This is a genomic window from Acidithiobacillus sp. TH-A67 (assembly GCF_057473545.1).
The window spans coordinates 11,820-37,240 of the sequence record NZ_JBYCKU010000046.1; the positions used below are offsets into that span (position 1 = coordinate 11,820).

The following is a 25,421-nucleotide window of genomic DNA, read 5'->3' on the forward strand; positions in this document are numbered from 1 at the left end:
TATGGATACCCAAATTCTGATCGTGGAGGATGAGCGCAATCTGCGCCGCGTCCTCGCCGCCATCTTGGGCGCTGAGGGCTTTGTAGTGCTCGAGGCAGAGTCAGGAGAGGAGGCCCTCGAACTCCTACAGCAACAAAGTCCCACACTGATCCTTACGGATCAGCGCTTGCCGGGGATGTCTGGCATGGAACTTCTGCGTCGGGTGAAGGCCCTGTATCCCTCGATTCCGATCATTGTCAGCACAGCCTATGGCGAGATCGAACAAGCAGTGGAGGCGATCAAGGAAGGAGCGGAGCACTACCTGACGAAACCCGTGGACGAGGGCGAACTACTGGCGCTGATTCGGCAAATCCTCGAACGCGGTGGCCGGAGCGTCCCGCCTCTGCGACAAGCCCCGAAACGGCATGGTCTGATCGGGGTAAGTCGGGCGATCGCCCAACTTCTCGAAACCATAGATCTGGTTGCTCCGGCACCTTCCAATGTCCTAATCAGTGGCGAATCCGGCACGGGCAAGGAACTGGTGGCCCGTGCCTTACACGAGGCCTCTCCGCGTGCTGGCGAACCCTTCGTTGCCTTCAACTGCGGCGCCATTCCTCTGGAGTTGGTGGAAAGCGAAATTTTTGGCTACGAACGTGGCGCCTTTACCGGCGCGGTGCGCAGTCAAGCCGGAAAGCTGGAAATTGCAGCCGGCGGCACACTGTTCCTCGACGAAGTTGGCGACATGCCTTTACCGATGCAGGTCAAGCTCTTGCGCGCCCTGCAAGAACGGGAATTCACGCGCCTGGGTACCCACCAGCCGATCCGCTTGCAAGCGCGGATTGTCGCCGCCACCCACGTCGATCTAAAACAGGCCATTCAGGAAGGACATTTCCGGGAAGACCTGTACTATCGCTTAAATGTTATCCCACTGCATATCCCTCCGCTGCGGGAACGCCGCGCCGATATTGCCCCGTTGGTCAGCCATTTTCTCGAAAAAATCTGTCACGAGATCGGCCGCTCACGCATAGAAATCGACAGCGATGCCCTCGCTGCCCTAGAAAGTTACTCCTGGCCGGGCAACATCCGGCAATTGGAGAATCTTCTAGAACGCTGTGTGGTGCTCACCCGGCAAAACAGCATTGGTCGGCGTGATCTACCAGCGGAAATCCGCGAGCAGGAAGCTAACAGTGAGGGGAATCCGTCCAGCCCCTTTGATCTGCCCGCCATCGAGCGGCAAACGGTGCTCAGCGCCCTGGAAAAGACCCGTTTCAACCAAAGCCAGGCAGCCGTGCTGCTGGGCATCAGCCGGAAACAGTTGCGCACCAAGATGAAGAATATGGGGTTACTGGCCGACCAGGCGGACGAGGAAGAGGGATTGGATAGAGACTAGTCTGTGCCTTTCGGCACAGTGAAGCCCCGGCGCTGGTCCGGGGCTTTTTGTTTGCGCCTGCGAACTGCCCCGCTATCAGGCCATGGCTCCGGCAAGGAATTGCAGGATAACAAACTGATTTTCCGATGTGTAACAGGGTTTCCCGCGCCTCGTCCATCCGGAGCCAACGCCCCCCGCCAGACCTGGCACGACATCTGCTAAATAATGGCGCACCGGGCAAGGAACCGGGCAGCACCACAGGAGTCATCATGAACGCTCACAGACGCACACGCGCGGGGATTCTGACTGGATTGGCTGGCGCCCTATTGTTGGTCGCTACGGCTGCCAGCGCTGCCCCAGCGGTCAATAACATTGAAGCTGGTCGCGCCTTGGCTTTTGACCGCGCCAAGGGAAACTGCCTGGCCTGTCACGCCCTTCCCGGCGGCACGCAAGCAGGTAATGTAGGCCCGGCCCTACCGATGAAAGGCGTAACCTTTCAACAAATGTTTCAGAGCAAGGAAAAATTGGTCGCCTTTCTGTCTGATCCGGAAAAACTTTTTCCCTACGCAAACATGCCGGAGTTTGGAAAAAACAAGGTTCTGACTCACCAAGAACTGGAACAAGTTGCTGACTATCTCTGGTCGTTGAAATAAATCATCCGTTGAGGAGTATATATATGAAGCAAATGCAACGTAGACAATTCCTCGGTACCGGCGTCACCGCCGCTGCCGTAGCTGCCGTCGCTAGTACCGGCCTTTTGCGAGCAGGCAACGCCTTCGCCGAAAACGTCGCAGGCTGGCCAGTCAAGGCCTTCGACGCCAAGGTGCTTGATGAGGCCATGAGCGACTCGGTCGGCAAGACCAACGTACCCGTTTCGTCCAAGGTTTCGCTCAAGGCCCCAACGATCGCCGAAAACGGCGGCGCTGTGCCGGTCACGATCGAAGTCGACTCTCCCATGACGGCGGATGACTACATCAGCACAGTCTGGCTCTTCGTCGATCATAATCCTACCCCTCTGGCCAGCCAGTTCACCTTCACTCCAGCCAGTGGTAAGGCCTACATTCAGGAACGCATCAAAATGGCGAAAACCGACAATGTTCGGGTCGTCGCCAAAACCAACAAAGGGGAACTGATGGCCTCGGCACCCCGTGAAGTCAAGGTCACCATTGGCGGCTGCGGCGGCTGATTTTTTTCGATTTTCGTAAGGAGCAACATACCATGGCAGAAGCACTTGGCAACCCGATGATCCGCATGCCCGGTAGCGCGAAAAAGGGAGAGATCGTGGAGATTCGCTCCCTGATCATGAACCCGATGACTACTGGTCTCCAGAAAGACAAAAAAACGGGCAAATTGATCCCAGCACATTTCATTCAGACGGTAACGATCACCTTCAACGACAAACCGCTGTTGGATGTCGACTGGAGTACTGCGGTCAGCGCCAACCCCTATCTGGCGTTCAAAATGCGTGCGGAAGAAAGTGGTACCTTAAAAATGATCTGGAAAGACAATACCAATGGTAGCTGGAGTGCAGACTCCAAAATTACCGTGAGTTAGCAGTACTCTACAGCGCAGTGCATAACGCACTGCGCCGATTTCCATAAAAAGGGAGGGAAATCGCAATGAAAAAATGGCTCGTACCCGTTGCTGTCGTGGCGCTTGCCGCTAACAGCATCGCAGCCAATGCGGTGAATTGGTGGGATCTAGGAAACACCAAGGTGGGACCAGAACAAACCCTGCAACAATTTCATGAATATTTCAAACAGCAATTCCCCGATATGCCGTTGGAGAAATACGCACTGGGTGCCTATGCCTTCAATCCCCAGCTCTACGCGCAATATCAGGAGGCCATGCAGTTCAACCCAGGAGATTTGACTCTCTCCGAAGGGCAGAAGCTCTGGGATAGCAAGTTCAAAAATGGAAAAACCTACGCCAGTTGCTATCCCGATGGCGGCAAAGGGGTGGCGGCACATTACCCAACGTTTGATAACAAGACACAGCAAGTCGTTACCATTGGTATGAGCATCAATGCCTGTCGCAAAGCCAACGGCGAGGCGCCGCTGCCATACGGCAGTCAGGACATGATCGCGCTGCAGACCTATCTTGGGTCGCTGTCCAACGGTGTGCCGGTCGATGTGCAGGTGAAAGGGCCGGGCGCGGTGAAGGCATTTGAAGAGGGCAAGGCCTACTTCTTTATGAAGCGCGGGCAACTCAATTTTTCCTGTGCGTCCTGCCATGTTGCCTATGCCGGAAAATATCTGCGCGACCAGATCATCTCACCCGTCGTTGGGCAGAGTGCCCATTTTCCCACCTATCGGGCGGCTTGGTCGACGGTAAATACCCTACAAAAACGTATGGAAGGCTGCGATAAGCAGGTGGGTGCGCAACCCGAAAAATTGGAGAGCGTCGACTATCGCAATCTGGAATATTTCATGAGTTATCTCAGCAATGGCATCAAGATGAATGTTCCCGGCTACCGGCCGTAAGGCGACGAGCTTTCTACTGATCCAAACTGTCGTACCAGAGGAGTCCTCCATGTTTCGTATCGCACCCCTTGCGGCAAGACTCAGCGTTACCTTGGCCAGCGCTGGCTTCGCCTGTATCGCCCACGCTGCACTCGTTGCGGCGCCGGTTTCCGGCATGCCCAAAATCAATACGGATTCGCCGTTGTATGTTGTAGCTGTAGACCGAGGGGTGACGCCCGCCCAGATCAAACTCGGTATCAACAGCGGTGCCGAGGCGGAAAACATGAATGTCGTCGGCACGCTGGATGTGCAGCAGGGTTTGCAGCAGCGCGGCATCAAAAGCAATACACCCTACGTGATTTATGAAGTGTGCAATCTCGTACTAGGTGCGAAGATTTTACAGAGCACTCCGGAGTTTGGCGCTTTCGCCCCGTGCAAGATCGTCATGTATGAAAGCCATGGTCAATTGAAACTCATGACCTATTTGCCCACCTACGCGCTGCGCTATTTTCCAAAAAATGCCGAAGCGGAAAAAGTGGCCAAGGAACTCGATAAACAGATCATCACCGTAATGAAGCAGGCCAAATCCGGCGGACTATAAACAAGAATTGGGGAGGTATTACTGTCATGCAATTGGGTAGAAGAGATTTTTTGCAACTTTTGGGTGTGGCCGGGGCAAGCGGCTTTTTTGCGCCCGGCGCCATCCAGGCCGCCTGGGGGAGCGACAAGGACCCCTACGATATTCCCGCCTACGGTAATGTCACACTGCTGCATATGACTGATTCGCATGCCCAGCTTCTGCCGGTCTGGTGGCGAGAACCCGATACGAACATCGGTGTCGGCCCGGTTCTGAATCAGACCCCACACCTCTGTGGCAAGTGGATGCTCGATTATTATGGCCTGGCCCACAGCGGACGCGATGAATACGCCTATTCCTGCCTGGATTACGATACCCTCGCCAAGCACTACGGAAAAATTGGTGGCTACGCGCATATCGCTACGCTGGTAAAACGCTATCGCGAACAGCTCGGCAATCGCGCACTGCTGCTCGATGGCGGAGATACCTGGCAGGGGTCCGCAACCGCACTCTGGACCAAGGGCGAGGACATGGTTGGCGCACAGAATCTACTCGGCGTTGATGACTTCGTCGGCCACTGGGAATTCACCTATGGTCAGAAGCAAGTCGAATATCTGGTAAAAAACAAGCTGAAGGCCAAGTTCCTGGCGCAGAACGTGTTCAGCAACACCTGGCAGGAGCCCGTCTTTCAGCCCTATCAGATCCACGAAATCAGTGGTCGTCGCATTGCCGTGATTGGCCAGGCATTCCCGTTCACGCCCATTGCGAACCCTGGCTACATGATTCCTGACTGGGGCTTTGGCATTCATACCGAACACATGCAGAAGATGGTAGACGAGTGTCGCAGTGACAAAAAGGCTGACCTGGTCGTCGTCCTGTCGCACAATGGCGCTGACGTGGACAAAAAAATGGCCTCTTTGGTCAGGGGGATCGACATCATCCTCGGGGGGCATACGCACGACATCATGGGTCCCAAGCCTTTCCAGGTGAACCAGACCTTGATCATCAATACCAGCACCAACGGCAAGATCCTCGCCCGCTTCGATCTCGATGTTGGCAAAGGCAAGCTCAATGGCTGGCGCTTCCATTATCTGCCGGTGTTCTCCAACCTGATCCCCGCCGATGCCGCAATGAGCGAGTACATCGGCGGGGTGCGCAAACCGTATCTAGAAAAATTGCAGCAGCCTTTGGCGACCACCGGCAGCCTGCTGTATCGGCGTGACAACTTCAACGGCACTTTCGATCAGCTCCTCTGCGACGCCTTGCGCGCCGAAATGAATTGCGAGGCCTCGTTCTCACCCGGTTTCCGCTGGGGCTACTGCAAGCTGCCTGGGGAAACCATCACCATGGAAGATGTCATGGGGCAGACGGCTATCACCTACCCCCAGGTCACGGTCAACAACTATACCGGCGAGCAGATCAAAAACATCATGGAGCAGGTAGCCGACAACATCTTCAACCCCAACCCGTACTACCAGCAGGGCGGTGACATGATCCGCGTTGGCAACATTCAGTACGACTTCAACCCCGACGAGAAGATCTATCATCGCATCAGCAACTTGCGTATTGGTGGCAAACTGGCCAGTGCCAGCAAAAAGTACAAGGTCGCCGGCTGGGCCGCCATGCAGCCGGTGGAAGGCAAGCCGGTCTGGGAGGTCTTTGCCAGCTGGCTGCAGAGTCAGAAGCATGTGGAAGTGAAAAAGGTGGACCTGCCAGTGTTGAATGCCGATATGCGCAGCAATCGCGGCATCGCCTTTCCCAAAACCTATAAATTGTAACAGGACAACCTGGTAACGAGCGGACTCGGCCGGCCATATGCGCCGGCTTTTTTGTAGCCAAATCACCACAGTTTCAGTCGCTTACCGGTTCTTGGGCTTTGCCATGGCTTCTGCTAGACTGGCCGAACATTTCTTGGACCGCTGCGCAGGCGCACGGCCCGCTAACAGCATCGGCTTCTGGACCCCCCATGCAGGATCACAACTAAATGATATTCAAGCGCTTTCTTGGACTGTTTTCGAGCGACCTGGCAGTTGACCTCGGCACGGCGAATACCCTGATCTATGTGCGCGGCAAAGGCATCGTCCTCTCTGAACCCTCGGTGGTGGCGATCCGCATCGGTCGCCACGGCGCGGACCGACGCACCCAAGCCGTTGGTGAAGAAGCAAAACGCATGTTGGGGCGCACACCGGCCAACATCATTGCCATCCGTCCACTGAAGGATGGCGTCATCGCCGACTTTCAGATCACCGAAGCGATGCTCAAGCACTTCATTAAACGCGTCCACCCCCAGCGCTTTCTGAGCCCGAGTCCGCGCATCATCGTCTGCGTACCCTATGGCGCAACCCAAGTCGAACGGCGCGCCATTCGGGAGTCCGCCCAGAGCGCCGGTGCCCGGGAAGTGCACCTCATCGAGGAGCCCATGGCCGCAGCCATTGGCGCGGGCTTGCCCGTTGCCGAACCCACCGCCTCAATGGTAGTGGATATTGGCGGTGGCACTACCGAAGTCGGTGTGATTGCCCTAGGCGGCGTCGTCTACTCGCAGAGCGTGCGCGTCGGCGGCGACAAGATGGACGAAGCCATCGTCAATTATATCCGCCGCAACTATGGTATGTTGATTGGCGAAAGCACTGCCGAAGAAATCAAGAAAACCATTGGCTGCGCCTACCCCTTGAGCGAAACGCTGAGCATGGAGGTGCGCGGACGCAACCTTGCCGAAGGGGTGCCACGCACCTTCAGCATCTCCAGCAACGAAATCCTCGAGGCTCTGCAGGAGCCCCTCGGCGCGATCGTCGGCGCCATCAAGCTGGCCCTAGAGCAGACCCCCCCAGAACTCGCCGGTGACATCGCCGAGCGCGGCATGGTGCTGACGGGCGGCGGTGCCCTAGTGCGCGACCTCGATCGTTTGATCATGGAAGAAACTGGCTTACCGGTCATCGTTGCCGAGGACCCTCTCACCTGTGTGGCCCGTGGTGGCGGTCGAGCGCTCGAAGAGTTGGAGCGTCTGGGCGAGGTATTTGCAGAAGAGTGAAGCGTAGATGCCAATGCCCGGCATGTCGTTGAGTCGTCCGCTTCCTTCGCTATTGCGCCTTGTTCTGCTGGGTGCAGTCAGCGCAGCACTGAGCTTTTACAGTGTTGGACACCCCAACCTGCAACAATTCGGTCTGAGTCTGGCGCGCCCAATTCTCTGGCTCAATAGCCAGGTGCGTGATGCGTGGTTGGCTGGTAGCCAGTACCTACAGGGACAGGCGGCACTGCAGAGCGAAAACGCGGACCTTCGGCAACGCCTGCATGCCTTGGAAATACAGGACCTTGCGCTCCCCGTATTACGTGCGGAGAATCGCCAGCTTCTTGCTTTGCTGGATAGTTTTCCCACTGCGCCAGGCCGGGTGACGGTGGCGCAGATCGAGGCGCAGAGTCTGCTCGCCGGAAGTCAACAAATCACCATCAATGCGGGCTCGGCGGAAGGTGTCTATGTCGGTCAGCCGGCCCTCGCACCCGGCGGCGTAATTGGGCAGGTGGTCACCGTCAGCTGCGACAACGCCAGAATCAGTCTCCTATCGGATCTATCCAGTTCCATTCCTGCGCAACCTCTGGGAGGTGATGAACCAATACTGGTGGATGGGCAGGGGAACCTGCAGGCATTGTCCGTTCCCTTTCAGTCACGTGACACAAAGCTTGTACCGGGGACGGAGCTGGTCACTTCCGGACTGGGTGGCCGCTTCCCGCCAGGTCTGCCATTGGGCGTGGTGGAAACCGTTGAACGCAAAAACGGCGGTCCTTTTGCCCAGATTACCGTGCGCCCAAGTGCCAATCTGGCGGCGCTGAACACCATCCTACTGCTTTGGCCGCAGACCCGCCATTCGTCGAATCGATGAAGGCGGGGGCTCTGTTCGTCGGCTTTCTCCTGGCCTTTCTCTTGGAATCGCTGCCGTTTGGCCCCCTCTACGCGCAGTTGCACCCCGACTTTGTCGCGCTGCTCATCCTGTACTGGGCTCTGAGCAGCGAACAGGCACTGAGCTATGTCCTTATCTGGCTGATCGGTCTGCTTCAGGATTTGCTCCTTGGCGATCTTCTCGGCGCTCAGGCAATCTCCCTCGTGCTCATGCTGGTCTTGCTCTATACCTGGATGAACCGGGTACGACGGCTTCCACCATGGGAACAGCTCTTCTTTATCTTCTTTTTGCTTCTCGCCCAGCAGCTCACTGCCTGGCTCTGGCCGCTTTTGCTGCGGCCGATTGCCTGGCACAACGCTCTCCTCATTGGACCAGCGCTGGGTGCCGCTCTTTGGCCGCTGTTGACGTATCTTCTCGATCAAATGCAGCGCCACTGGCCGCAACTGAGGAGATGAGCAGATGAACCCCAGCAACTGGCCACAACGTCTCGCCCGCATTCTCGGCCACATCGATCCCGCGTTGATGACCGGGATCTTGCTACTTATGGGAATCAGCTTGGCAGTGCTCTATAGTGCCAGCCAACAGAACCTTCACGTGGTATGGGCACAACTCCTGCGCTTCACCATCGGCATTGGCGTCATGATCGCTATCGCCAATACGCCGCCCGAGCGCCTACGGGCTTGGGCCCCGCCCCTGTATGCCGTGGGTATCGTGCTCTTGCTGCTGACCTTAGTCATTGGCGAAACCAGCATGGGGGCCAAACGCTGGCTGGGCGTTGGACCCCTGAGTTTTCAGCCTTCCGAGCTGGTCAAACTCGCCCTACCGCTGATGCTCGCGTATTACTATTCGCAAGTAGATGATGTACGCCTGTGGCGACCCACGGTCATTGGCTTTGTGTTGATCGGCGTGCCCTTTCTCCTCATCGCCAAGGAACCCGACCTCGGTACTGCCGTGCAAATCGCGGCGGCGGGGTTCTTTGCGATGTGGCTGGCGGGCGTGCGACGACGCTGGTTCATTGCCCTGATTTTGCTTGCCGCCGTCAGCGGTCCGGTGCTTTGGCATTTTTTACATGGCTACCAAAAAGAACGCATTCTCACCTTTCTCGACCCGCAACGCGATCCGCTCGGTGCCGGCTATCACATCATCCAGAGTATGATCGCCATCGGTTCGGGCGGCATCTTTGGCAAGGGCTGGTTCCATGGCACCCAGGTCAACCTGGATTTCCTGCCCGAGGCGCAGACCGATTTCGTCTTTGCCGGTTTCGCCGAGGAGTTTGGCCTGGTCGGAGTGCTACTGCTAATGGCAGTATACCTGCTCATCGTTCTGCGCGGCTTGGTCATTGCGTTCGAGAGCCGCTCCCGCTTTGGGAAATTACTCGCCGGCACCCTCAGCCTTACTTTTTTCCTCTATGTTTTCATCAACATGGGAATGACCAGCGGGATTCTGCCCGTGGTAGGTGTACCCTTGCCACTCATCAGTTACGGTGGCACGGCGATGCTGACCTTTCTCGTCGGTTTGGGTATTCTCATGTCCATTCATTCGCACCCCCGACTCCACGACTAACTCACCTTTTTAGCAGGATGTTCATGGCTTCTATGCGTACTTTCTTCAACAGTGTACTGGCTACCTTACTTTTTGCTTTCTCCGCGTTGGCAATGGCCGTTACCCCAACGCCGCAGTTGCCGATTCCACCGGCACCCCCCTTGCCGAATGTGGCGAGCTACGTTCTGATGGACTCTCAAACTGGGCAGATCATTGCGGCGAAAGACCCGGATCTGCGCCGCGCACCCGCGAGCCTGACCAAATTGATGACGGCCTACCTCACCTATCAAGCAATAGCTAATGGTAGCCTGCAGTTAGAGGAATCAGTTCCGGTATCGGAGACTGCCTGGAAAACCGGTGGTTCTCGTATGTTCATTCAGCCACGTCTGCCGGTGACGGTAGACCAACTACTGCACGGGCTCTTGATCGACTCGGGCAATGACGCGGCGGTAGCCCTTGCCGAGACCATCGGGGGAAGCCAAGAGGCTTTCGTCACCTTGATGAACAATGCCGCAGCAAAGCTGCAACTGCATTCAACACACTATAGCAATGTAGATGGTTTACCCGACGACAATCTGTATACGACCGCTTACGATGTCGCCGTTTTATCGCGTCATCTGATCCAACAATATCCGCAGGTGCTGCAGATCACCAAGCTCAAATCCTATACTTACAATAAGATTACGCAGCGCAGCTGGAATCCGGTATTGTTCCGCGACCCCAGTGTCGACGGCTTGAAGACCGGGCTTACCGATGCCTCTGGGCACTGTATCGATGCCACCGCCGAGCGCAATGGCAGGCGCCTGATTGCCGTGGAGATGGGTGCGCCTAGCTGGTCTTCCGGTACGGACGCTATCGAAGCCCTTCTGAATTATGGTTATCGTTTCTACGAAAATCAGGCACTGGCGGTGGCGGGCAAGCAGGTAGGGGTGGCATCCCACAGTGATTGGTCACCCATGCAAGTGCCCGTCACCGTCGCCGAGCCATTGATTGTCACTATTCCGCGTGGCCACGCCGCCGATCTGCAAACCCACTTGCTATGGGATCCAAAGGTGCAGGCACCCTTCAGCAAAGGGACAGTACTGGGACAACTGCAGGTGACTCTGGATGGCAAGGTCGTGCGCAGCGTACCGGTCTTCGCCAGCACTGCAGTGAGCAAGGCATCCTGGCTCGGCCAGCTGTGGCACCGCGTCCGCAGCGCCATCTAAGGCCTGGGACTTCACCTGATGCCGTGGAAGCACTACCATGCAGGGATAGATGCCTCGGACGAGACGAGGCGCGACGAGGAGCAGGCATGGAAACGCCAGGCGAGGGGCCGGACGATTTTCCCCATATCCATCACGTGAAGGCCATTGGTCAGCACGACGACCTGCTCAGTGCCGTGCAGGCAGCCATCGCCGCGCATGTGCCAGATGTACCGCAACAGGCGTTCAGCGTGCGCGCTAGTGGTGGTGGCAAGTATAGCGCCGTCACTTGCTCAGTAACGGTAACCAGTGCCATGCAGCTGCAGGCCATCTATGCGGCAGTACAGGAAATCGAGGGGGTGATGCTATGCCTGTAAAGCTCTCCGACGAAGCCATTTCTGTGCGCTGCTGGCCGGGTCTGCTGCCCTACTTCACCGTACTCGACGCCATGCGCGAATTCACTCGGCAACGTGACGAGACGACTCCTGATCAGATCTGGTTGTTGCAACACCCCCCAGTCTTCACCCTGGGGCGCAATGCCGACGCGGCGGACGTTCTCGACCCCGGTCCCATTCCCGTCATCCGCAGCGATCGCGGCGGAAAGGTGACCTATCACGGTCCCGGCCAATGGGTAGCGTACCTCCTTATCGATCTCGCGCGCTGCGGCTGGAATGTGCGGCAGTTGACGCAGGCCATGGAAAATGCCGTCATCCACCTGCTTGCACAACACGGCATCAGCGCCCAAGCACGCCGCGACGCCCCGGGGGTCTATGTACAGGGCGCCAAAATTGCCTCCCTGGGACTGCGCATTCAAAAGGGCCGCAGTTATCACGGATTGAGCCTGAACACCGACATGGATCTCAGCCCTTTTCAGCGCATTCATCCTTGTGGTAGCCCTGGCCTGGAAGTCACGCAAGTGCACACCCTCTGCCCAGATCTGCCCTCGGAAACCGTGGCCCAGGAGCTACTCGACAGTCTCTCTATTGCCCTCGGGCGGCCCTTGCACAAAGGGGGTAACTGATGGCAAACGCCGAACGAGGTGAGGAAAAGGTCCGTCGCAATCCCGTGCCCATTCCCGTCATTGTCGAGCCGTCGCCGCGCCAGCGAAAGCCCGACTGGCTGCGAGTGCGCTCGCCATTGAACCCACGTGTGGACGAATTGAAGACGATTCTCAGACAGGCAAACCTGCATACGGTCTGCGAAGAGGCTTCCTGCCCCAATCTGGGAGAGTGCTTTGGTGGTGGCACGGCTACCTTCATGATCCTCGGCGATTTATGCACTCGGCGCTGTCCCTTCTGTGATGTTGCCCATGGCCGACCAACGGCTCCTGATCCGGAGGAACCTGCGCACTTGGCACAGACCGTTGCGCAGATGGGGTTACGATTTGTTGTGGTGACCTCCGTCGACCGCGACGACCTGCGCGATGGCGGTGCCGGGCACTTTGCCGCGGTCATCGGCGCATTGCGTCGGCAATGTCCGGAGCTGCAGATCGAAATCCTCGTTCCAGACTTTCGCGGACGTCTGGACAAGGCCCTCGATGCGCTGGCCGAATGCCCCCCCGATGTGCTCAATCATAATTTGGAAACCGTACCCAGGCTCTATTCCCAGGCACGTCCAGGCGCAGACTACGCGCATTCTTTGGAGCTACTGCGCCGCTATGGGGAGCGCCATGCAAATGTCCCGACCAAGTCAGGCCTCATGCTGGGCTTGGGGGAGGAAATCGGGGAGATCATCGAAGTGATGCGCGATCTGCGCGCTGCCGGTTGTTCGCTGCTCACCCTCGGGCAGTATCTAGCGCCCTCGCGCCATCATTACCCCGTGCAACGCTATGTGGCGCCCGATGAGTTTGTGCAACTGGAGCACATCGGCCGGGAGATGGGGTTTCGTCACGTGGCAGCCGGCCCCTTGGTACGCTCCTCCTACCATGCCGAAAATAGTTTCCGCGAGTGGTCTGACCCACTGTAACGCGTGACGCCGATTTATCTTCTCAGCCTCGGCTCCGCCTTGGTCCAGCCGCCAGGTATTTTTTTGAGCTTGGCTGGCATTGGAATCCTGGTGAGCGCCCTGCTGGGTTGGCATTCCCTGGGTAGACTCCTGATCGCATTCGCTCTACTGGGGATCTATTTTGCAGCTACTCCGTTTGGTGCGCGTCTCCTGCTGCAGCCTCTAGAAGATCGCTATCCACCGCTCTTGCATCCCTTGCATGGAGACTCGGCACCGCAAGCGATCGTTGTGCTGGGTGGTGGCGAGATCGTCAATCCGGGTCGACCGATACCCGAAATGGCCAATGCACGAACGTTGATGCGCTTACAGGCGGCCGCCGCACTGGCACAACAAGTCGATCTACCCGTGGTACCCAGTGGCGGTGCGCCTAGTTTTGGTGCGCCCAGCGAGGCAGCGACCATGGCGGCGTTACTGCGGAACAGTTTTCATATCGACAACCCCATCTGGTTGGAAGGGAAGTCGTACAACACCGCGGCAAATGCGAAGGATAGCGCCGCGTTGTTGCGCCAGCATGACATTCGTCGTATCTACTTGGTGACTTCGGCGGTCCACATGCCCCGGGCCATGGCCTGGTTCCGTCATTATGGTCTCCTGCCAACGCCCGTACCCTGCGACTACCGGATGGGACAGGCGACGCCTCTCTCCTGGCAGTCGTGGTTGCCACGCGCAATTTATGAAGAAATCAGCAGTGAGGCCATGCACGAGTATGCTGGCCTCCTCTGGTATCGTTGGCGCACCGGGCAGTTTTAATTAGGCTTCTGTCCGGGCAGATAGACCTTGACGTTGATCTGATCCTGGTTGGCTGCGCTCGCAAGCGGAAGTGGCGGAGGAACGGCAGCACCATTGGCAGCGGGTCCATATGGCGCGTACGCATAAGGCTTGGCGGGCAACGCCTGGGCCAGGGTGGCGTAGGTGGGTGTGCCCACCCCAATCGGCAAAGCGACGGTATTGTGCTCGGCGACCATACGCCGCACCCTTGCCCAGTCGATCTCCTCGTGTAAATGATTGGCCGCCATAAACTGCTTGATGGCAACTACTGCGCGTTGTAGATCCGTTGGTCCTTCTTTGTTATACGCATGCAGCGGCTTGTAACACTGCAGGTAGATCTGTCCGTTGCGTTCGCCCACCATGTTGGGCTCATCGATGATACGCACTGAGGTCCCCACCGGCACCATAGGGAAGAGCTGCGCGACATTCTCCGGATACATCTGGAAGCAACCCTGGCTGGCTCGCATACCGACGCCCCAGGGGTGGTAGGTGCCATGAATGAAGATCCCGGAGAGCCCCGTCTCCATGGCCAACTCCCCCATAGGATTTTCTGCACCTGGGGGCCAATACCACGGAATATCCATATGGAACTTCTTTTCAAACCAAGCGTGGATGTTTTTGGGAACGTTCCAGGCCGGCATCTTGAATTTCTGGATGATGCTGGTGGTGGTCAGGCTCTCCTTCCAGCCCGGCAGGAACACCCCGACAGGATAGGTGAATACCACCCCCCGTCCCTCCGGGAAGAAATAGATACGTCGGGCGGGAATGTTGACAACGATTCCGCTCCAAGGTTTTGGGGGAAGTACGTACTCGTTGGGAATGATGACTTTGCTGGCCTGTCCTGGCAGCCAGGGATTCACCCCGGGATTGGCGCCAACCTCCTGGTTATAGCCAATGTCGTAGAATCGACCGATATCGAGCAGTGTGTCATCGCGATGGCTGGTGACGGCTTGCAGGTTCCCGACCATATTGCCCTGCTCGGGCAGGGGGAACACCGTAGCCAGGGTGGCGAGCGGGGCCAGCGCGGTACAGCCGGCAAGAAAAATTTTTCGTAGTGTGTTTTGCAGCATTGCAACCTCATCCGGGAGGCTGGCAGAATCCACAATTCTATCTGCGCGGCCAATTGATCCTATTGTAACCCTGCAATTTTACCGAAAATGGAGCAAAAAGTGGAATCACCCTTTCTTCTCGAGCTACGGCGCCATCTGCAAGAGAAAACGCCCGGGACTGAGGCCCTACGTGCAGCCTTCGTTCCTCTGGACCATCTCCTCGCCGACATCGCCACGGACCAGCAGATCACCTACGACGGACCCGGTGTTGGGCTGGGTATGCAAGCCAACCTGCATCGCCTGCGTATCGCCCAACACCATTGGACGGGTACCGAGCGCGCATGGGGTCTGGCGGTGTGCAGCTACGCCGGACAGGGAGAGCCGCGCAGCGAATGGCGCATTGCGCGCGCCAGTCGCGAACGGCTACCGGTGATCCTGCGCGCCTTACCCGAGTTTTTCCACGGCTACGCCGAACTGGCCCGCAAGGAACACCCGGGACGCAGCAGTAGCAAACGCCTGCAGGAAATCGCAGATCTACTCGAGCGTTGACAGGCCGACAAAAGCATCTATCTACCTCCTCGAAGTCCATTGCGGATCATCCAGGAGCCTCGGGTCTCAAGCCATGCATCTCCCCACAACGAGTCTGATACTGATCGGTGCAGCCGTGTTTTTGGTGGTGGCAGCGATTCTCTGGAAGTTACGGGGGCGCAACGCCGCAGGCACTCGAAAAGTATCTGAAAACCCGATGACGACAGCCATGCCAGCTCCGCAAGCGCCGCTGCCAGAGCCAAGCGCTCCGCCAGCGAGGGTGGCAGAAATTGAAGAGGTCAGCATACTGGATGAGGTAGAAATCTACCTCGCTTATGGACATATCGATCAGGCAACGACGGCCCTTCTCTGGTATGTCGAGCGTCACCCGCAGGACCAGGAGCAAAGAAACCGACTCCGCAACCTCTATATCGAGGCAGGTGATTATCAGCATCTCGCGGAAATGTTGGAGGAAGACCTCGATCAACAAATTTTGGACATCCCCGTGGTCCAGCATCTAGTCCTACAATGCCTGCAGAAGGACCCACAAAACCTGCCACTGCGCGTGTTGGCCGAAGCCCGACTACATCTCAGTCTGGAAAATATCGAACAGGAACTGGGTCGTCAGCAACCCCTCCAAAAGGAGAACTTTCTGGCGCGCGAGCAGGAACAGCTGGAGCTGGGTTCTGTCCATCGCGACCTGCAACAGGCAATCGTGCATCCCGAGCCGCTCGAACTGAACGATATTCCCCTGCACGCGTTTCAGCGGCATGCAGCGGAGCAGGAGCGAAAGGAGGAGATGCCCGCAGATGCCTTGCTCTATGGTTCAGAGCCACTACCTCCGCTCGATGAGGAGGAAATTCGAGTCGTCAGCACCCTCGTTGGTACGGGGCATGCTGTCGCTTTACTGAGAGAAGCGGGTCAGGACGCAGCCGCGGTCACTATTCTACAACGCAAGGTGGTTCTCTACCCGAAGCGACTGCGCCTCCATGTACTGCTTCTCCAAATTTTTTATGAACAGGGGAACGAGCGGGATTTCGCCCGAGGCTTGCTGCGTTTGCACATCATCCTCTGGGGTCTGGGGAAGGCTTTACGCCAGCGCTTGCTCAACGTAGGAAGGCAACTGGGGCAAGACAGTCTATATAACGAGTTGGAAAATAGTGAAGGGAGAGAAAATCAGGTGCTGCCGAGTCTCGCAGAAAAATATCAATTGTATACTCCCACCAGCACGATCCCGGTGACTAGCGTGCAATTGGTGGAAGAGCGCCTGCGGCGCGACCGGGAGATTGCTGAAGTGGATGCCGATGATCCAATTCTACGCGATTTCAACATGCTCATCGATTATGGCCAGGTAGAGGAAGCCGTCGATTTGCTGGAGCAGTCAGCCCTTGCCTCACCGCGAAAGTCGGGCTATTTCCCCCCCTTACTGGAGATGTATGAACGTATGCAAGCGCGCGATCGTTTTGCTCGATTCAGCAGAAAGATCATCCATAGTGACCCGCAACCTGACGAGGCCATCCTGCGCCAGCTGTACCACCTGTCCGAACGCCTACAGCGAGACATCAGCGCTACCGCCTGAGGAGGAAAACCATGACTGACAAGGCACAGATTGCGGGAACTCCTTCGATTCTGGTACGCGGGATTGGCCTCGATATCCGAAAAGAGGCCGTATTTCGCATGGCCTTTCGCATGAACCGTAAGGCAAATTATAGCCTTCTCGAAGCGGACGATCACCAAGTCCCAGATGTGGCGATTGCCGATCTGGATTCCCCCGACGGGCTGGCGGAAGCCGACAAATTTCGTAAGGAAAACCCCGGGATTCCCCTGCTCGCCACGACGGTAGTCCCCAACAGCTTTCCCCAGTTCGTGACGCTGACCAAGCCGATCCGCATGGAAACCCTGTTCCCCGCGCTGGAACAGTTGCTGCGTCCATCACCAATGACCCGTGAATTGCCTCTGCAGCAGCCCGCTGAACCGGTAGAGCAAGTCCAAAATACTGCAGCAGCAGCGACTCCAGCGAAGCTCTCCACGAGTGTGCAACAGCCTCCGCCGGCAAGAGAGAAACCCAGTTTTGATCCGAATCAAATCGAATTCTTCGATCCAGAGCAGGGCCTTCTCGCGCTGGTTCAACGGGCGATACGCGATCAAATTCCCGTAGGAATCGTCGATCGACGCAATGGAAGATTGCTCTGGCGGATCCTTCCAGAACAGGGGAAAGTCGATGCTAGCGTCAGCATGGAGGAGGCACAAGCAATCTTTCGAGAGGGAGAAGAGAACCTCGTTCTCCGAGATGGCGCATCTTTCGCCGACAACGACTCCGTTCATTCGATGACAGTCACGGAATACCTTTGGCAGATTCACGCAATCGCTGCGGATGGTCGCCTGAGCAAGAAAATTCCATTGAATCGTCCGGTAAAACTGCGTCGGTGGCCCAACCTTACGCGTTTGTACCCACTACCCGAGGCATTGCGTTTGGCGGCCTTTCTCGCCCGTTCACCGGCATCCCCAGCATTGACCATACGGATGTTGCAGGTACAACCTCAGGCGCTCTTAAACTTTCTTGCCGCGGCTGATGCTTTGCAATTATTGGAATATAGCCCCGCTTCCGGGGTGGCGTCAGAGCCGGCGATCCCCTCGAGCACACTAGCGGAAGCGCAACGGCCGAGCCCCGCGAAGCGTGGTTTTCTTGGCCGTCTGCTGGCAAAAATTGCGGGGCTATAGTGATGGAAATGAAAAATAACCGGGAGACTTATTTATGAGAGAGGACAATAAAATCGTTTTCACTGGCCCGGTTGGCGCAGGCAAAACTTCAGCGATATCTGCTATCTCTGATGTACCCATCATATCTACCGACGCCAAAGCCTCAGACATGACCATAAACCGTAAAGGCCACACCACCGTAGCTATGGACTATGGGATTCTGCACCTTGGCGACAAGAGCAAGGTACATTTATATGGCACTCCCGGGCAGGAGCGCTTTGATTTCATGTGGGACATCCTGACTTCCGGCGGTCTCGGGCTGATATTGATGCTGGACAACACCCGCCCCAATCCGCAAAAGGACATGCATTTCTTCCTGCATGCATTCAAGGACTACATTGCCGATGTTCCGGTGGTCCTGGGCATCAGCAAGACCGATCTCAACCCCCGCCCGAACACCGCAGACTACGCAAAAATGCTCGCGGAGGTCAGTCAGGATCTGCACATGCTCAATCCTGTTCCACCAATCTTTGAGGTAGATGGACGCAACAAAGAAGATGTGAAGAACCTGGTCATGGCACTACTTTTCTCCATCGATCCTGGTCTGGGAATGCTCCCATGAGCATCGAACTCGTCACTTCTGAGCGCCCTCTGTATGCCGAGTTGACGCCAGCGGGTGCATTCTATATCAGCTCCGGCCCGGAACTAGAAGGTAACCGATCGATCCTTTTCCACATTCTTCGCGAAGGATCGCGCGACCCCTTCGGCCGGGAAGCTGCCTGCCGCTGGACCCGACTGGACTCACCGGATGACGCCTTGCGCAGTATTTTCCGCCTGCAACGTCTGGGTTTGATCCGCGGAAGTCCCGAGCCACGCCACACCCCCGAGCAGCGTCTGGAAGACATTCTCCCCGGGTTGCTGGCGCAGCTATCGGACGTGCAACGCGCTTTACTTGCCGATGAAAACGGTTTTTACCTGTCCACATCAGGCTTCTTACATGAATCCGCGGAGGAGCTTGCCGGACTTTCCGCTGATTTGCTCAGCCTGCAGGACCGACATGGGAGGTTATTACGCAACAATCTCCGCATCCACAGTGAAACTTGGGCACTGGTCGACCCTGCGGGACAGTCCGAGCTCGGATTCTGGCCGCTGTTTATTGGTCCACAGCGTTTTATGTTGATCATCGGCGGCGCCCCTCTACTTCAGAGCCAGCCCTTCGTCACCCTCGTACAAATACTCGATCAACGGTATCGCTAAACATCTTCATCCTTATTTTAACGGGAGTTTTAATGCCATGCGTGAAGAAATGCTTAAATCTATCCTCAGTGACCTCAACGGCTCTTCCGCCGACATCGAGGCGTCTGCAGTCATCTCTACCGATGGGCTGACCATCGCCTCCCTGCTGGCCGGCAACATGGACGAGGATCGCGTCGGTGCCATGGCTGCCGCGATGCTGTCCCTGGGCGACCGAACGGCAGCGGAGCTGGCCCGCGGTGACCTGGAACAGGTGATGATCAAGGGAGACTCTGGATACGTCCTGCTCATTCATGCCGGACACGATGCCGTTCTCACCGTAATTGCCAGAAAAGAAGCAAAACTCGGCTTGATTTTTCTGGATGCAAAGCGCGCCGCCCAAGGTATTGCAGAACTTCTGTGAGCCCAGACTTTCCTGATACCGGGCGTTCGGCCATAATTGGCGTCCTCGTGCAGCGGGGTCGCCATGACTTTTCAGGAAATCATCCAACAGTTACAACAGTTCTGGAGTGAACAGGGATGTGTGGTGTTGCAACCCATGGACATGCCCGTGGGTGCAGGCACCTTTCACCCGGCAACCTTTTTACGGGCAATCGGTCCGGAACCCTGGCGTGCTGCCTACGTACAACCATCACGCCGCCCCACCGATGGCCGCTATGGCGACAACCCCAACCGGCTACAGCACTATTACCAGTTTCAGGCGGTACTCAAACCCAATCCCAGTAACCTGCAGGAGCTCTATCTGGAATCCCTGCGCCGCCTCGGCATCGACATTGCGTTGCAGGATATTCGTTTCGTTGAGGACGACTGGGAATCGCCCACCCTTGGCGCCTGGGGTCTAGGCTGGGAAGTCTGGCTGAATGGCATGGAAGTAACGCAGTTCACCTATTTTCAGCAGGTTGGGGGCCTGGATTGTCGTCCGGTAATGGGCGAAATCACCTACGGCCTGGAGCGCCTGGCTATGTATCTGCAAGGCGTTGAAAGTGTATATGATCTGATCTGGACACCGGGCGTGAGCTACGGCGACGTTTATCACCAGAACGAAGTGGAGCAGTCCCGCTACAATTTCGAGCTGGCTCCCGTAGACGATCTAAGGCAACGCTTTGACCGCGCCGAAGCCGATTGTCAGAGCCTCATCGCGGCCAAGCTGCCCCTGCCCGCCTATGAACGGGTGCTCGACTGCTCCCACACCTTCAACCTGCTCGATGCCCGCCATGCCATCGCCGTCAACGAGCGGGCACGCTTCATCGGCCGGGTACGGAATATGGCGCGTGCGGTAGCGGAAATCTATGCCGAGGCTCGCGCCGAGCTTGGCCACCCCTTGTTGCAGGGAGGTGACGCATGAAGTCCCATCCCATGTTACTGGAAATCGGTTGCGAGGAACTACCGGCAGCGGAACAACAGCAGCTGCAGCTAAGCGCCGTAGAGATCATGGCCCGCCTGCTGGACGAAAGCGGCATCGAGTATGGCGAGATCCTCCCCTACGTTTCTCCGCGTCGAATTGCGCTACTCATTCACGAGCTCGCCAGTGCCACACGGGCCGAGGAAGAACTCCGCCGCGGACCGGCGCTCGAACGGGCTTTTGTCGACGGCAAGGCAACGCCGGCGGCTGAGGGGTTCGCCCGCTCTTGGGTGTCGCAGTCAGCGATCTACAACGCTTGGAAACCGAAAAAGGCGTCGTGCTGGCGTGGCGTATCCAGCATCCGTCCCGCCCCGTAGCGGCGCTCTTGCCGGATCTGGCGACGCGCTGGGTGGAGTCCTTACCTTTGCGCAAGCGAATGCGTTGGGGCAAGCACGAAGAAAGCTTCTCCCGTCCCATTCGTTGGCTGCTGCTCCGCTTCGCCGACCAGTGCTTATCCTGGCAGGCCTTTGGCCTGCAAAGTGAGGCTCATAGTTTCGGTCATCGCGTCCATCATCCTGGCCCCGTGCCAGTCGTGCAGCCGCAGACCTATGCGCAAGCCTTGCTGCAAGCACAGGTCCGCGCCCATTGGCAGGAGCGCCGCGCCTATATCGCAGCGGAACTGCAACGCTTGGCGCAGGAGCTGGATTGTACACCCATGCTTGGCGATGCCCTCCTCGATGAGATCACCGGGCTCTGCGAATGGCCCGTTGCCCTGGCGGGCGGCTTTGCCGAAACATATCTGCGGCTCCCGGAGGAAGTGCTGATCACGGTGATGATTCAGCACCAGCGCTATGTCCCCCTGCGCGATCGGCAAGGGAAGCTGGCAGCACGTTATCTCTTTATTGCCAACCTCGAAAGCCGTGATGCGCAGGTCGTCATTCATGGTAACAATCGGGTACTGCGCGCGCGCCTAGCTGATGCGGCCTTTTTCTGGGATCAGGACCGCAAAAGCAGCCTGGTCGCCTGGATTTCCGATCTGGACAAGGTCTCTTTCCAGGACGGCCTAGGGAGCATAGGCGACAAGGTACGGCGCCTGCAAAATCTTGCCCCCAGTGTGGCGGCGATGCTCGGCGCCGATCCCGAGGATTGCCGGCGTGCCGCGCAACTCTGCAAAAGCGATCTGCTCAGCGGCATGGTCGGAGAGTTTCCGGAACTACAGGGCATCATGGGGGCCTACTATGCCGGCCATGACGGCGAATCGGCGGCCGTGGCCCAGGCCATCGGCGAACAGTACCGGCCGGTAGGGCGCGATGACGCCATCCCGGCTTCGCCTACCGGGCAGGCGTTGGCTCTGGCGGATCGTATCGACACCCTCTATGGATTTTTTGCGCTGGGGAAAATCCCGACCGGCGACCGCGATCCCTTTGCTCTGCGTCGTGCCGCTCTGGGCATTCTGCGCATTGCACTGGAAGGAGAACACTCTTTCTCCCTGGCTGCGCTCACGCAGATGGGTCGCGATGCCTATGCCGCGACACTGCCTCCTGGCGCGGAAGCCAGCGCGAAGCTCGGCGAGTTCTTCCAGGACCGGCTGCGCGTGATCTTTCGCGAAGAGGGCTTCGCCGCCGACCAAATTGCGGCGATACTGGCGGTGGCCGGTGATGATCCCCTCGACGCCCAACATCGCCTGGAGAGTCTCAGCACCTTCCTCGCCGGTGATCCGCGCGCCGATGATCTGGCGGCGCTGATCAAACGCGTCAGTAATCTCTTGCGCAAGGAAGGAAGCCAGGAAACTACGGACCTGCGTCCCGGCCTGTTACAGGAAACCGCGGAAAAGGCGTTGTGGAACGCCTGGACGGCCATTGAGAAAACCGTTGAAGATAACCTCAAGGACAGGAACTACCATCACGCACTGGTGACCCTTGCCAGCCTGCACGATCCGGTGGACCGTTTCTTTGCGGAAGTGATGGTACTCTGCGAGGATCGTGCGCTCCGCGGACAACGTCTGGCGCTGTTACAGGCGCTGCAAGGCGCGTTTTTGCACATCGCCGATTTTTCCCAGCTACAGGGCCGCGGATGACGCATCTGCTCATCCTCGACCGCGACGGCGTTATCAACGAAGACAGCGATGCCTACATCAAGTCGGCTGCTGAATGGCGGCCGATTCCCGGTAGTCTAGAGGCCATTGCCCGCTTCAATCGCGCCGGCTACACCGTCGTGGTGGCCAGCAACCAATCGGGTATTGGCCGGCGTCTGTTCAGCCTGCGCGCCTTGGGCTCCATCCATGCCCGCATGCGGCGGGAATTGGCGGAGATGGGGGGACGGATTGATGCCATTTTTTTCTGTCCCCATCACCCGGAAGCTGGTTGCGCCTGCCGCAAACCCCAGGACGGGATGTTTCGCGAGATTGCCGACCGCTTTCAGGTCGATCTGCAAGGAGTGCCGGCCGTCGGGGACAGCCACCGCGATCTGCTGGCGGCACGGAGTGCCGGTGCCAGCCCCATCCTGGTACTGACGGGTAAAGGCAAGAAGGCGGCAGATACTGCGCGGGCCGAGGGTGTTCCCGTCTTCGCCAATCTGGCCGCCGTCGCCGACGCCCTGCTTGGCCACTGAGTCATGGCCCGTGCCCTGCGCAGCATACTGTTTTATGCGTCATTCACGTTATGGACCCTAGTATGGGCGCTGCTGCTTCTGCCCTTCCCTCTCTTGCCCCAATCCTGGCGCTACTGGGGCTGCGGTACCTGGGCGCGGGTCGCGAGCCACATCTTTTCTTGGAGTATTGGTGTGCGTTATCACGTACAGGGGCTAGAGAATATACCGGCCGGCCCCTGCGTCATTCTCAGCAATCATCAGTCCTCCCTCGAAACCCTGCTGCTATGGCGTTACTTCCCGCGTCTGTCTTTTGTCCTCAAGGCCGAACTGCTGCGTTTTCCCATCATCGGCTGGTATCTACCCCTGAGCCAACCCATCGCCATCGACCGTCAAGCGAGACGCCAGGCCCTCAAACAGGTTCTGGAAGAGGGAGAAAAACGCCTGCGGGCAGGAATTCCCGTTCTCATTTTTCCGGAGGGCACGCGGCAAGGCTGCGGTGAATTGGGCGCCTTTCACCAGACCGGCGTTGCCCTCGCGCAGCGCGCTGGCGTACCCATCACCCCCCTCGCCCTCAACAGTGGCTGCTTCTGGCCACGCCACGACTGGCGCATGCGATCGGGCGAACTACACCTGCATTTTGGCCCGGCTGATAACGGCGAAGGGCGCAGCAATCAGGTGACCGACCGTCTACGCGAGTGGATCGCCGCGGAAATCAGGCAGATGCCTGCACACGACGACTAAGAGCGAAGTCCACGATCTTTCCAGCAATATCAATGCCACTCACGCGCTCGACGCCCTCCAGGCTGGGGACGGGATTGACCTCTAGGATGACAGGAGCGCCTTGCTCATCGAGCATCAGATCTACCCCGGCAAAATCCAGGTCCAAGGCTGCCGTTGCGGCAAGCGCCAACTTTTCCAGGCGCGCCAGCACTTCCGCGTCCTCCACGCGCTCCGCCGTCCCGGCCCGATGTAAATTGCTACGGAACTCTCCCGGCCCCGCCCGTCGGCGCATGGCCGCCAGCGCCCCGCTGCCGAGGACGATCACCCGATAGTCCTCTCCTGTGGGCAAAAAGCGTTGCAAGAGGGTTTCGTGTTGCAACTGCAGCAGGGTATCCACCAGCGCCCGCGCGCCCGCGCGGCTCTCCGCCAAGTTAACGCCGACCCCCTGGGAGCCGCTGAGCAGTTTGCTGACCAGTGGTTTTCCCAATTGCGCGAGCGCCGTTTCCGTCGCCGAAGCATCGGCAAGATACCAGGTCTCCGGCACAGGCAAGGACGCGCCGGCGAGGATTTGCAGGGACAGAAATTTGTCGCGCGCGTGCAAGATCGCATCACCGCCATTGAGGCAATAGCTACCCTGCGCCGCCAGCTGCCGTAGCAGGCGCACACCGAGCTGGGTCAAGGGACTGCCAAAGCGTGGCAGTACCAGTTCGGGAGGCGGCAGGACCTGGCCTTCGTAATATAGATAGAATTTTCCTTGCTGGACATGCAGGGCGCAGCGTTCGGGCTGCAGGACGCGCCCATCTACCCCCCTTGCGCGTAGCGCCTCCTGCAAGCGGCAGGTGGAATAGAGCTCCGGGTAGCGCGACAGGATCGCGACGGAGGTCAAGAGTCGCTCTGGTAGGTCAGTAGCGGCAATTCTCCGTGCGCAATGGAGCGCTCGATAAAACCCGCGCGACCCGGGTGCCGTTGTTCCAGGGCAGGCCGGCTCGTCGCCTCTACCCCGACAATCGCCGCCAGTAGCACCTCCAGTTCTTCCCCATCGACGCGCAGGCTCCCGTAAGGATTTTGTGGGTTTTCCGGACGCCAGAAGAGATTGCTCCGCCAACCCTTGGCGCGTACGGCGGGATTCTCGAACAATGTGCGACAGCGCTGTCCAATATCGGTTTTTGCCTCCATCTTCACTCCCATTTGACTACCTGCAACAAAATCCTTGACTTGGCTTTGGAACAATAGAAGAGCATAATAGTCAACTATAAAGAGATCCAAAACGGACACGGCAACGGATCATAGTCTGGGCCCACAGGGCCGACAAGGAGTTTACGATGAGTGAAAACACGACGCAGCAAGGGGTAGCCGGTCACGGCGCCTTTTTCCAGGATACCAATCTCAACGCCAACGAAGCCGAAGCCGCCACGGCGTGGGTGCGTAACCATGTCGATCGGCGCTCCGTGGATCTGGGCG

Annotated in this window: 28 protein-coding genes and 2 pseudogenes; 27 read left to right on the forward strand and 3 right to left on the reverse strand. The window is 57.9% G+C overall.

Annotated features, from left to right (window positions below):
• Window position 1 precedes the first annotated feature (1 nt).
• The 16 genes from AC2VNM_RS07165 (at window position 2) to AC2VNM_RS07240 (ending at window position 13,760) form a co-directional block, all read left to right on the forward strand.
• Window positions 2–1,369, forward strand: coding sequence for a sigma-54-dependent transcriptional regulator (locus tag AC2VNM_RS07165; protein WP_483166908.1), 1,368 nt, complete (start codon window positions 2–4; stop codon window positions 1,367–1,369).
• 248 nt (window positions 1,370–1,617) lie between these two features.
• A complete protein-coding gene (gene soxX / locus AC2VNM_RS07170) occupies window positions 1,618–2,001 on the forward strand; it encodes a sulfur oxidation c-type cytochrome SoxX (protein ID WP_483166909.1) in 384 nt (127 codons plus the stop codon).
• Between the two features lie 23 nt (window positions 2,002–2,024).
• Window positions 2,025–2,534, forward strand: coding sequence for a thiosulfate oxidation carrier protein SoxY (gene soxY, locus AC2VNM_RS07175; RefSeq protein ID WP_483166910.1), 510 nt, complete (start codon window positions 2,025–2,027; stop codon window positions 2,532–2,534).
• Window positions 2,535–2,566: 32 nt separating this feature from the next.
• Window positions 2,567–2,902: a thiosulfate oxidation carrier complex protein SoxZ gene (gene soxZ, locus AC2VNM_RS07180; RefSeq protein WP_483166911.1), complete on the forward strand. Its 336-nt coding sequence runs from the start codon at window positions 2,567–2,569 to the stop codon at window positions 2,900–2,902.
• A gap of 65 nt (window positions 2,903–2,967) precedes the next feature.
• The gene (gene soxA / locus AC2VNM_RS07185) at window positions 2,968–3,831 is read left to right on the forward strand and encodes a sulfur oxidation c-type cytochrome SoxA (RefSeq protein WP_483166912.1); all 864 of its coding nucleotides are present in this window, start codon (window positions 2,968–2,970) and stop codon (window positions 3,829–3,831) included.
• Between the two features lie 49 nt (window positions 3,832–3,880).
• Window positions 3,881–4,411 (forward strand): DUF302 domain-containing protein, encoded by a 531-nt coding sequence (locus AC2VNM_RS07190; protein WP_483166913.1) that lies wholly within the window; start codon window positions 3,881–3,883, stop codon window positions 4,409–4,411.
• Between the two features lie 26 nt (window positions 4,412–4,437).
• Window positions 4,438–6,165: a thiosulfohydrolase SoxB gene (gene soxB, locus AC2VNM_RS07195; protein WP_483166914.1), complete on the forward strand. Its 1,728-nt coding sequence runs from the start codon at window positions 4,438–4,440 to the stop codon at window positions 6,163–6,165.
• Between the two features lie 206 nt (window positions 6,166–6,371).
• Window positions 6,372–7,415, forward strand: coding sequence for a rod shape-determining protein (locus tag AC2VNM_RS07200; RefSeq protein ID WP_483166915.1), 1,044 nt, complete (start codon window positions 6,372–6,374; stop codon window positions 7,413–7,415).
• 7 nt (window positions 7,416–7,422) lie between these two features.
• Window positions 7,423–8,262 (forward strand): rod shape-determining protein MreC, encoded by an 840-nt coding sequence (gene mreC, locus AC2VNM_RS07205; protein ID WP_483167266.1) that lies wholly within the window; start codon window positions 7,423–7,425, stop codon window positions 8,260–8,262.
• Entirely contained in the window at window positions 8,259–8,735 is a 477-nt protein-coding gene (gene mreD / locus AC2VNM_RS07210) for a rod shape-determining protein MreD (protein ID WP_483166963.1), read from the forward strand. The genes mreC and mreD overlap by 4 nt, the downstream gene beginning before the upstream one ends.
• Window positions 8,736–8,739: 4 nt before the next feature.
• On the forward strand, window positions 8,740–9,843 hold the full coding sequence (rodA, locus tag AC2VNM_RS07215) for a rod shape-determining protein RodA (RefSeq protein ID WP_483166964.1): 1,104 nt from the start codon (window positions 8,740–8,742) through the stop codon (window positions 9,841–9,843).
• 23 nt (window positions 9,844–9,866) lie between these two features.
• Window positions 9,867–11,030, forward strand: a complete 1,164-nt coding sequence (locus AC2VNM_RS07220) for a D-alanyl-D-alanine carboxypeptidase family protein (protein ID WP_483166965.1) — start codon at window positions 9,867–9,869, stop codon at window positions 11,028–11,030.
• Between the two features lie 86 nt (window positions 11,031–11,116).
• Window positions 11,117–11,383, forward strand: a complete 267-nt coding sequence (locus AC2VNM_RS07225; protein ID WP_483166966.1) for a DUF493 domain-containing protein — start codon at window positions 11,117–11,119, stop codon at window positions 11,381–11,383.
• Window positions 11,374–12,027 carry a lipoyl(octanoyl) transferase LipB gene (lipB, locus tag AC2VNM_RS07230; protein WP_483166967.1) on the forward strand — a complete coding sequence of 218 codons (654 nt, stop codon included), beginning with the start codon at window positions 11,374–11,376 and terminating at the stop codon, window positions 12,025–12,027. Before AC2VNM_RS07225 ends, lipB begins: the two co-directional genes overlap by 10 nt.
• The gene (lipA, locus tag AC2VNM_RS07235; protein ID WP_483166968.1) at window positions 12,027–12,971 is read left to right on the forward strand and encodes a lipoyl synthase; all 945 of its coding nucleotides are present in this window, start codon (window positions 12,027–12,029) and stop codon (window positions 12,969–12,971) included. The genes lipB and lipA overlap by 1 nt, the downstream gene beginning before the upstream one ends.
• A gap of 90 nt (window positions 12,972–13,061) precedes the next feature.
• Entirely contained in the window at window positions 13,062–13,760 is a 699-nt protein-coding gene (locus AC2VNM_RS07240) for a YdcF family protein (RefSeq protein ID WP_483166969.1), read from the forward strand.
• Here the strand turns inward: AC2VNM_RS07240 and AC2VNM_RS07245 are convergent.
• The gene (locus AC2VNM_RS07245) at window positions 13,757–14,848 is read right to left on the reverse strand and encodes a L,D-transpeptidase family protein (protein WP_483166970.1); all 1,092 of its coding nucleotides are present in this window, start codon (window positions 14,846–14,848) and stop codon (window positions 13,757–13,759) included. The genes AC2VNM_RS07240 and AC2VNM_RS07245 overlap by 4 nt on opposite strands.
• A gap of 99 nt (window positions 14,849–14,947) precedes the next feature.
• Between AC2VNM_RS07245 and AC2VNM_RS07250 the strand changes: the two genes are divergently transcribed.
• The 10 genes and pseudogenes from AC2VNM_RS07250 (at window position 14,948) to AC2VNM_RS07295 (ending at window position 23,981) form a co-directional block, all read left to right on the forward strand.
• Window positions 14,948–15,376: a hypothetical protein gene (locus AC2VNM_RS07250; RefSeq protein WP_483166971.1), complete on the forward strand. Its 429-nt coding sequence runs from the start codon at window positions 14,948–14,950 to the stop codon at window positions 15,374–15,376.
• A gap of 196 nt (window positions 15,377–15,572) precedes the next feature.
• On the forward strand, window positions 15,573–16,934 hold the full coding sequence (locus AC2VNM_RS07255; protein WP_486913072.1) for a type IV pilus assembly protein FimV: 1,362 nt from the start codon (window positions 15,573–15,575) through the stop codon (window positions 16,932–16,934).
• Window positions 16,935–16,945: 11 nt separating this feature from the next.
• Window positions 16,946–18,076, forward strand: a complete 1,131-nt coding sequence (locus AC2VNM_RS07260; protein ID WP_483166973.1) for a response regulator — start codon at window positions 16,946–16,948, stop codon at window positions 18,074–18,076.
• Window positions 18,077–18,110: 34 nt separating this feature from the next.
• Window positions 18,111–18,677 carry a GTP-binding protein gene (locus AC2VNM_RS07265; protein ID WP_483166974.1) on the forward strand — a complete coding sequence of 189 codons (567 nt, stop codon included), beginning with the start codon at window positions 18,111–18,113 and terminating at the stop codon, window positions 18,675–18,677.
• Window positions 18,674–19,312 carry a roadblock/LC7 domain-containing protein gene (locus tag AC2VNM_RS07270; RefSeq protein ID WP_483166975.1) on the forward strand — a complete coding sequence of 213 codons (639 nt, stop codon included), beginning with the start codon at window positions 18,674–18,676 and terminating at the stop codon, window positions 19,310–19,312. Before AC2VNM_RS07265 ends, AC2VNM_RS07270 begins: the two co-directional genes overlap by 4 nt.
• A 37-nt stretch (window positions 19,313–19,349) precedes the next feature.
• A complete protein-coding gene (locus AC2VNM_RS07275) occupies window positions 19,350–19,712 on the forward strand; it encodes a roadblock/LC7 domain-containing protein (RefSeq protein ID WP_483166976.1) in 363 nt (120 codons plus the stop codon).
• A gap of 63 nt (window positions 19,713–19,775) precedes the next feature.
• A complete protein-coding gene (gene glyQ / locus AC2VNM_RS07280; protein ID WP_483166977.1) occupies window positions 19,776–20,654 on the forward strand; it encodes a glycine--tRNA ligase subunit alpha in 879 nt (292 codons plus the stop codon).
• Window positions 20,651–22,728 (forward strand): annotated as a pseudogene (glyS, locus tag AC2VNM_RS07285) (glycine--tRNA ligase subunit beta). The gene glyQ and the pseudogene glyS overlap by 4 nt, the downstream one beginning before the upstream one ends.
• Window positions 22,725–23,261, forward strand: coding sequence for a D-glycero-beta-D-manno-heptose 1,7-bisphosphate 7-phosphatase (gmhB, locus tag AC2VNM_RS07290; protein ID WP_483166979.1), 537 nt, complete (start codon window positions 22,725–22,727; stop codon window positions 23,259–23,261). The pseudogene glyS and the gene gmhB overlap by 4 nt, the downstream one beginning before the upstream one ends.
• Window positions 23,262–23,264: 3 nt before the next feature.
• On the forward strand, window positions 23,265–23,981 hold the full coding sequence (locus tag AC2VNM_RS07295; RefSeq protein ID WP_483166980.1) for a lysophospholipid acyltransferase family protein: 717 nt from the start codon (window positions 23,265–23,267) through the stop codon (window positions 23,979–23,981).
• Here the strand turns inward: AC2VNM_RS07295 and AC2VNM_RS07300 are convergent.
• Together AC2VNM_RS07300 and AC2VNM_RS07305 are read right to left on the reverse strand one after the other, a co-directional pair.
• The gene (locus AC2VNM_RS07300; RefSeq protein WP_483166981.1) at window positions 23,953–24,846 is read right to left on the reverse strand and encodes an ATP-grasp domain-containing protein; all 894 of its coding nucleotides are present in this window, start codon (window positions 24,844–24,846) and stop codon (window positions 23,953–23,955) included. The two genes, AC2VNM_RS07295 and AC2VNM_RS07300, sit on opposite strands and share 29 nt — an antisense overlap.
• Window positions 24,843–25,136 (reverse strand): hypothetical protein, encoded by a 294-nt coding sequence (locus tag AC2VNM_RS07305; protein WP_483166982.1) that lies wholly within the window; start codon window positions 25,134–25,136, stop codon window positions 24,843–24,845. The genes AC2VNM_RS07300 and AC2VNM_RS07305 overlap by 4 nt, the downstream gene beginning before the upstream one ends.
• Window positions 25,137–25,282: 146 nt before the next feature.
• Between AC2VNM_RS07305 and AC2VNM_RS07310 the strand changes: the two are divergent.
• Window positions 25,283–25,421 (forward strand): annotated as a pseudogene (locus AC2VNM_RS07310) (heterodisulfide reductase subunit B); the annotation flags it as partial.

Excerpts from the sequence above, each read along its gene's own strand:
- AC2VNM_RS07165 (WP_483166908.1), top strand. The coding sequence starts at position 2 with ATGGATACCCAAATTCTGATCGTGGAGGATGAGCGCAATCTGCGCCGC.
- soxX (WP_483166909.1), top strand. The coding sequence starts at position 1,618 with ATGAACGCTCACAGACGCACACGCGCGGGGATTCTGACTGGATTGGCT.
- soxY (WP_483166910.1), top strand. The coding sequence starts at position 2,025 with ATGAAGCAAATGCAACGTAGACAATTCCTCGGTACCGGCGTCACCGCC.
- soxZ (WP_483166911.1), top strand. The coding sequence starts at position 2,567 with ATGGCAGAAGCACTTGGCAACCCGATGATCCGCATGCCCGGTAGCGCG.
- soxA (WP_483166912.1), top strand. The coding sequence starts at position 2,968 with ATGAAAAAATGGCTCGTACCCGTTGCTGTCGTGGCGCTTGCCGCTAAC.
- AC2VNM_RS07190 (WP_483166913.1), top strand. The coding sequence starts at position 3,881 with ATGTTTCGTATCGCACCCCTTGCGGCAAGACTCAGCGTTACCTTGGCC.
- soxB (WP_483166914.1), top strand. The coding sequence starts at position 4,438 with ATGCAATTGGGTAGAAGAGATTTTTTGCAACTTTTGGGTGTGGCCGGG.
- AC2VNM_RS07200 (WP_483166915.1), top strand. The coding sequence starts at position 6,372 with ATGATATTCAAGCGCTTTCTTGGACTGTTTTCGAGCGACCTGGCAGTT.
- mreC (WP_483167266.1), top strand. The coding sequence starts at position 7,423 with ATGCCAATGCCCGGCATGTCGTTGAGTCGTCCGCTTCCTTCGCTATTG.
- mreD (WP_483166963.1), top strand. The coding sequence starts at position 8,259 with ATGAAGGCGGGGGCTCTGTTCGTCGGCTTTCTCCTGGCCTTTCTCTTG.
- rodA (WP_483166964.1), top strand. The coding sequence starts at position 8,740 with ATGAACCCCAGCAACTGGCCACAACGTCTCGCCCGCATTCTCGGCCAC.
- AC2VNM_RS07220 (WP_483166965.1), top strand. The coding sequence starts at position 9,867 with ATGGCTTCTATGCGTACTTTCTTCAACAGTGTACTGGCTACCTTACTT.
- AC2VNM_RS07225 (WP_483166966.1), top strand. The coding sequence starts at position 11,117 with ATGGAAACGCCAGGCGAGGGGCCGGACGATTTTCCCCATATCCATCAC.
- lipB (WP_483166967.1), top strand. The coding sequence starts at position 11,374 with ATGCCTGTAAAGCTCTCCGACGAAGCCATTTCTGTGCGCTGCTGGCCG.
- lipA (WP_483166968.1), top strand. The coding sequence starts at position 12,027 with ATGGCAAACGCCGAACGAGGTGAGGAAAAGGTCCGTCGCAATCCCGTG.
- AC2VNM_RS07245 (WP_483166970.1), bottom strand. The coding sequence starts at position 14,848 with ATGCTGCAAAACACACTACGAAAAATTTTTCTTGCCGGCTGTACCGCG.
- AC2VNM_RS07255 (WP_486913072.1), top strand. The coding sequence starts at position 15,573 with ATGACGACAGCCATGCCAGCTCCGCAAGCGCCGCTGCCAGAGCCAAGC.
- AC2VNM_RS07260 (WP_483166973.1), top strand. The coding sequence starts at position 16,946 with ATGACTGACAAGGCACAGATTGCGGGAACTCCTTCGATTCTGGTACGC.
- AC2VNM_RS07265 (WP_483166974.1), top strand. The coding sequence starts at position 18,111 with ATGAGAGAGGACAATAAAATCGTTTTCACTGGCCCGGTTGGCGCAGGC.
- AC2VNM_RS07270 (WP_483166975.1), top strand. The coding sequence starts at position 18,674 with ATGAGCATCGAACTCGTCACTTCTGAGCGCCCTCTGTATGCCGAGTTG.
- AC2VNM_RS07275 (WP_483166976.1), top strand. The coding sequence starts at position 19,350 with ATGCGTGAAGAAATGCTTAAATCTATCCTCAGTGACCTCAACGGCTCT.
- glyQ (WP_483166977.1), top strand. The coding sequence starts at position 19,776 with ATGACTTTTCAGGAAATCATCCAACAGTTACAACAGTTCTGGAGTGAA.
- gmhB (WP_483166979.1), top strand. The coding sequence starts at position 22,725 with ATGACGCATCTGCTCATCCTCGACCGCGACGGCGTTATCAACGAAGAC.
- AC2VNM_RS07295 (WP_483166980.1), top strand. The coding sequence starts at position 23,265 with ATGGCCCGTGCCCTGCGCAGCATACTGTTTTATGCGTCATTCACGTTA.
- AC2VNM_RS07305 (WP_483166982.1), bottom strand. The coding sequence starts at position 25,136 with ATGGAGGCAAAAACCGATATTGGACAGCGCTGTCGCACATTGTTCGAG.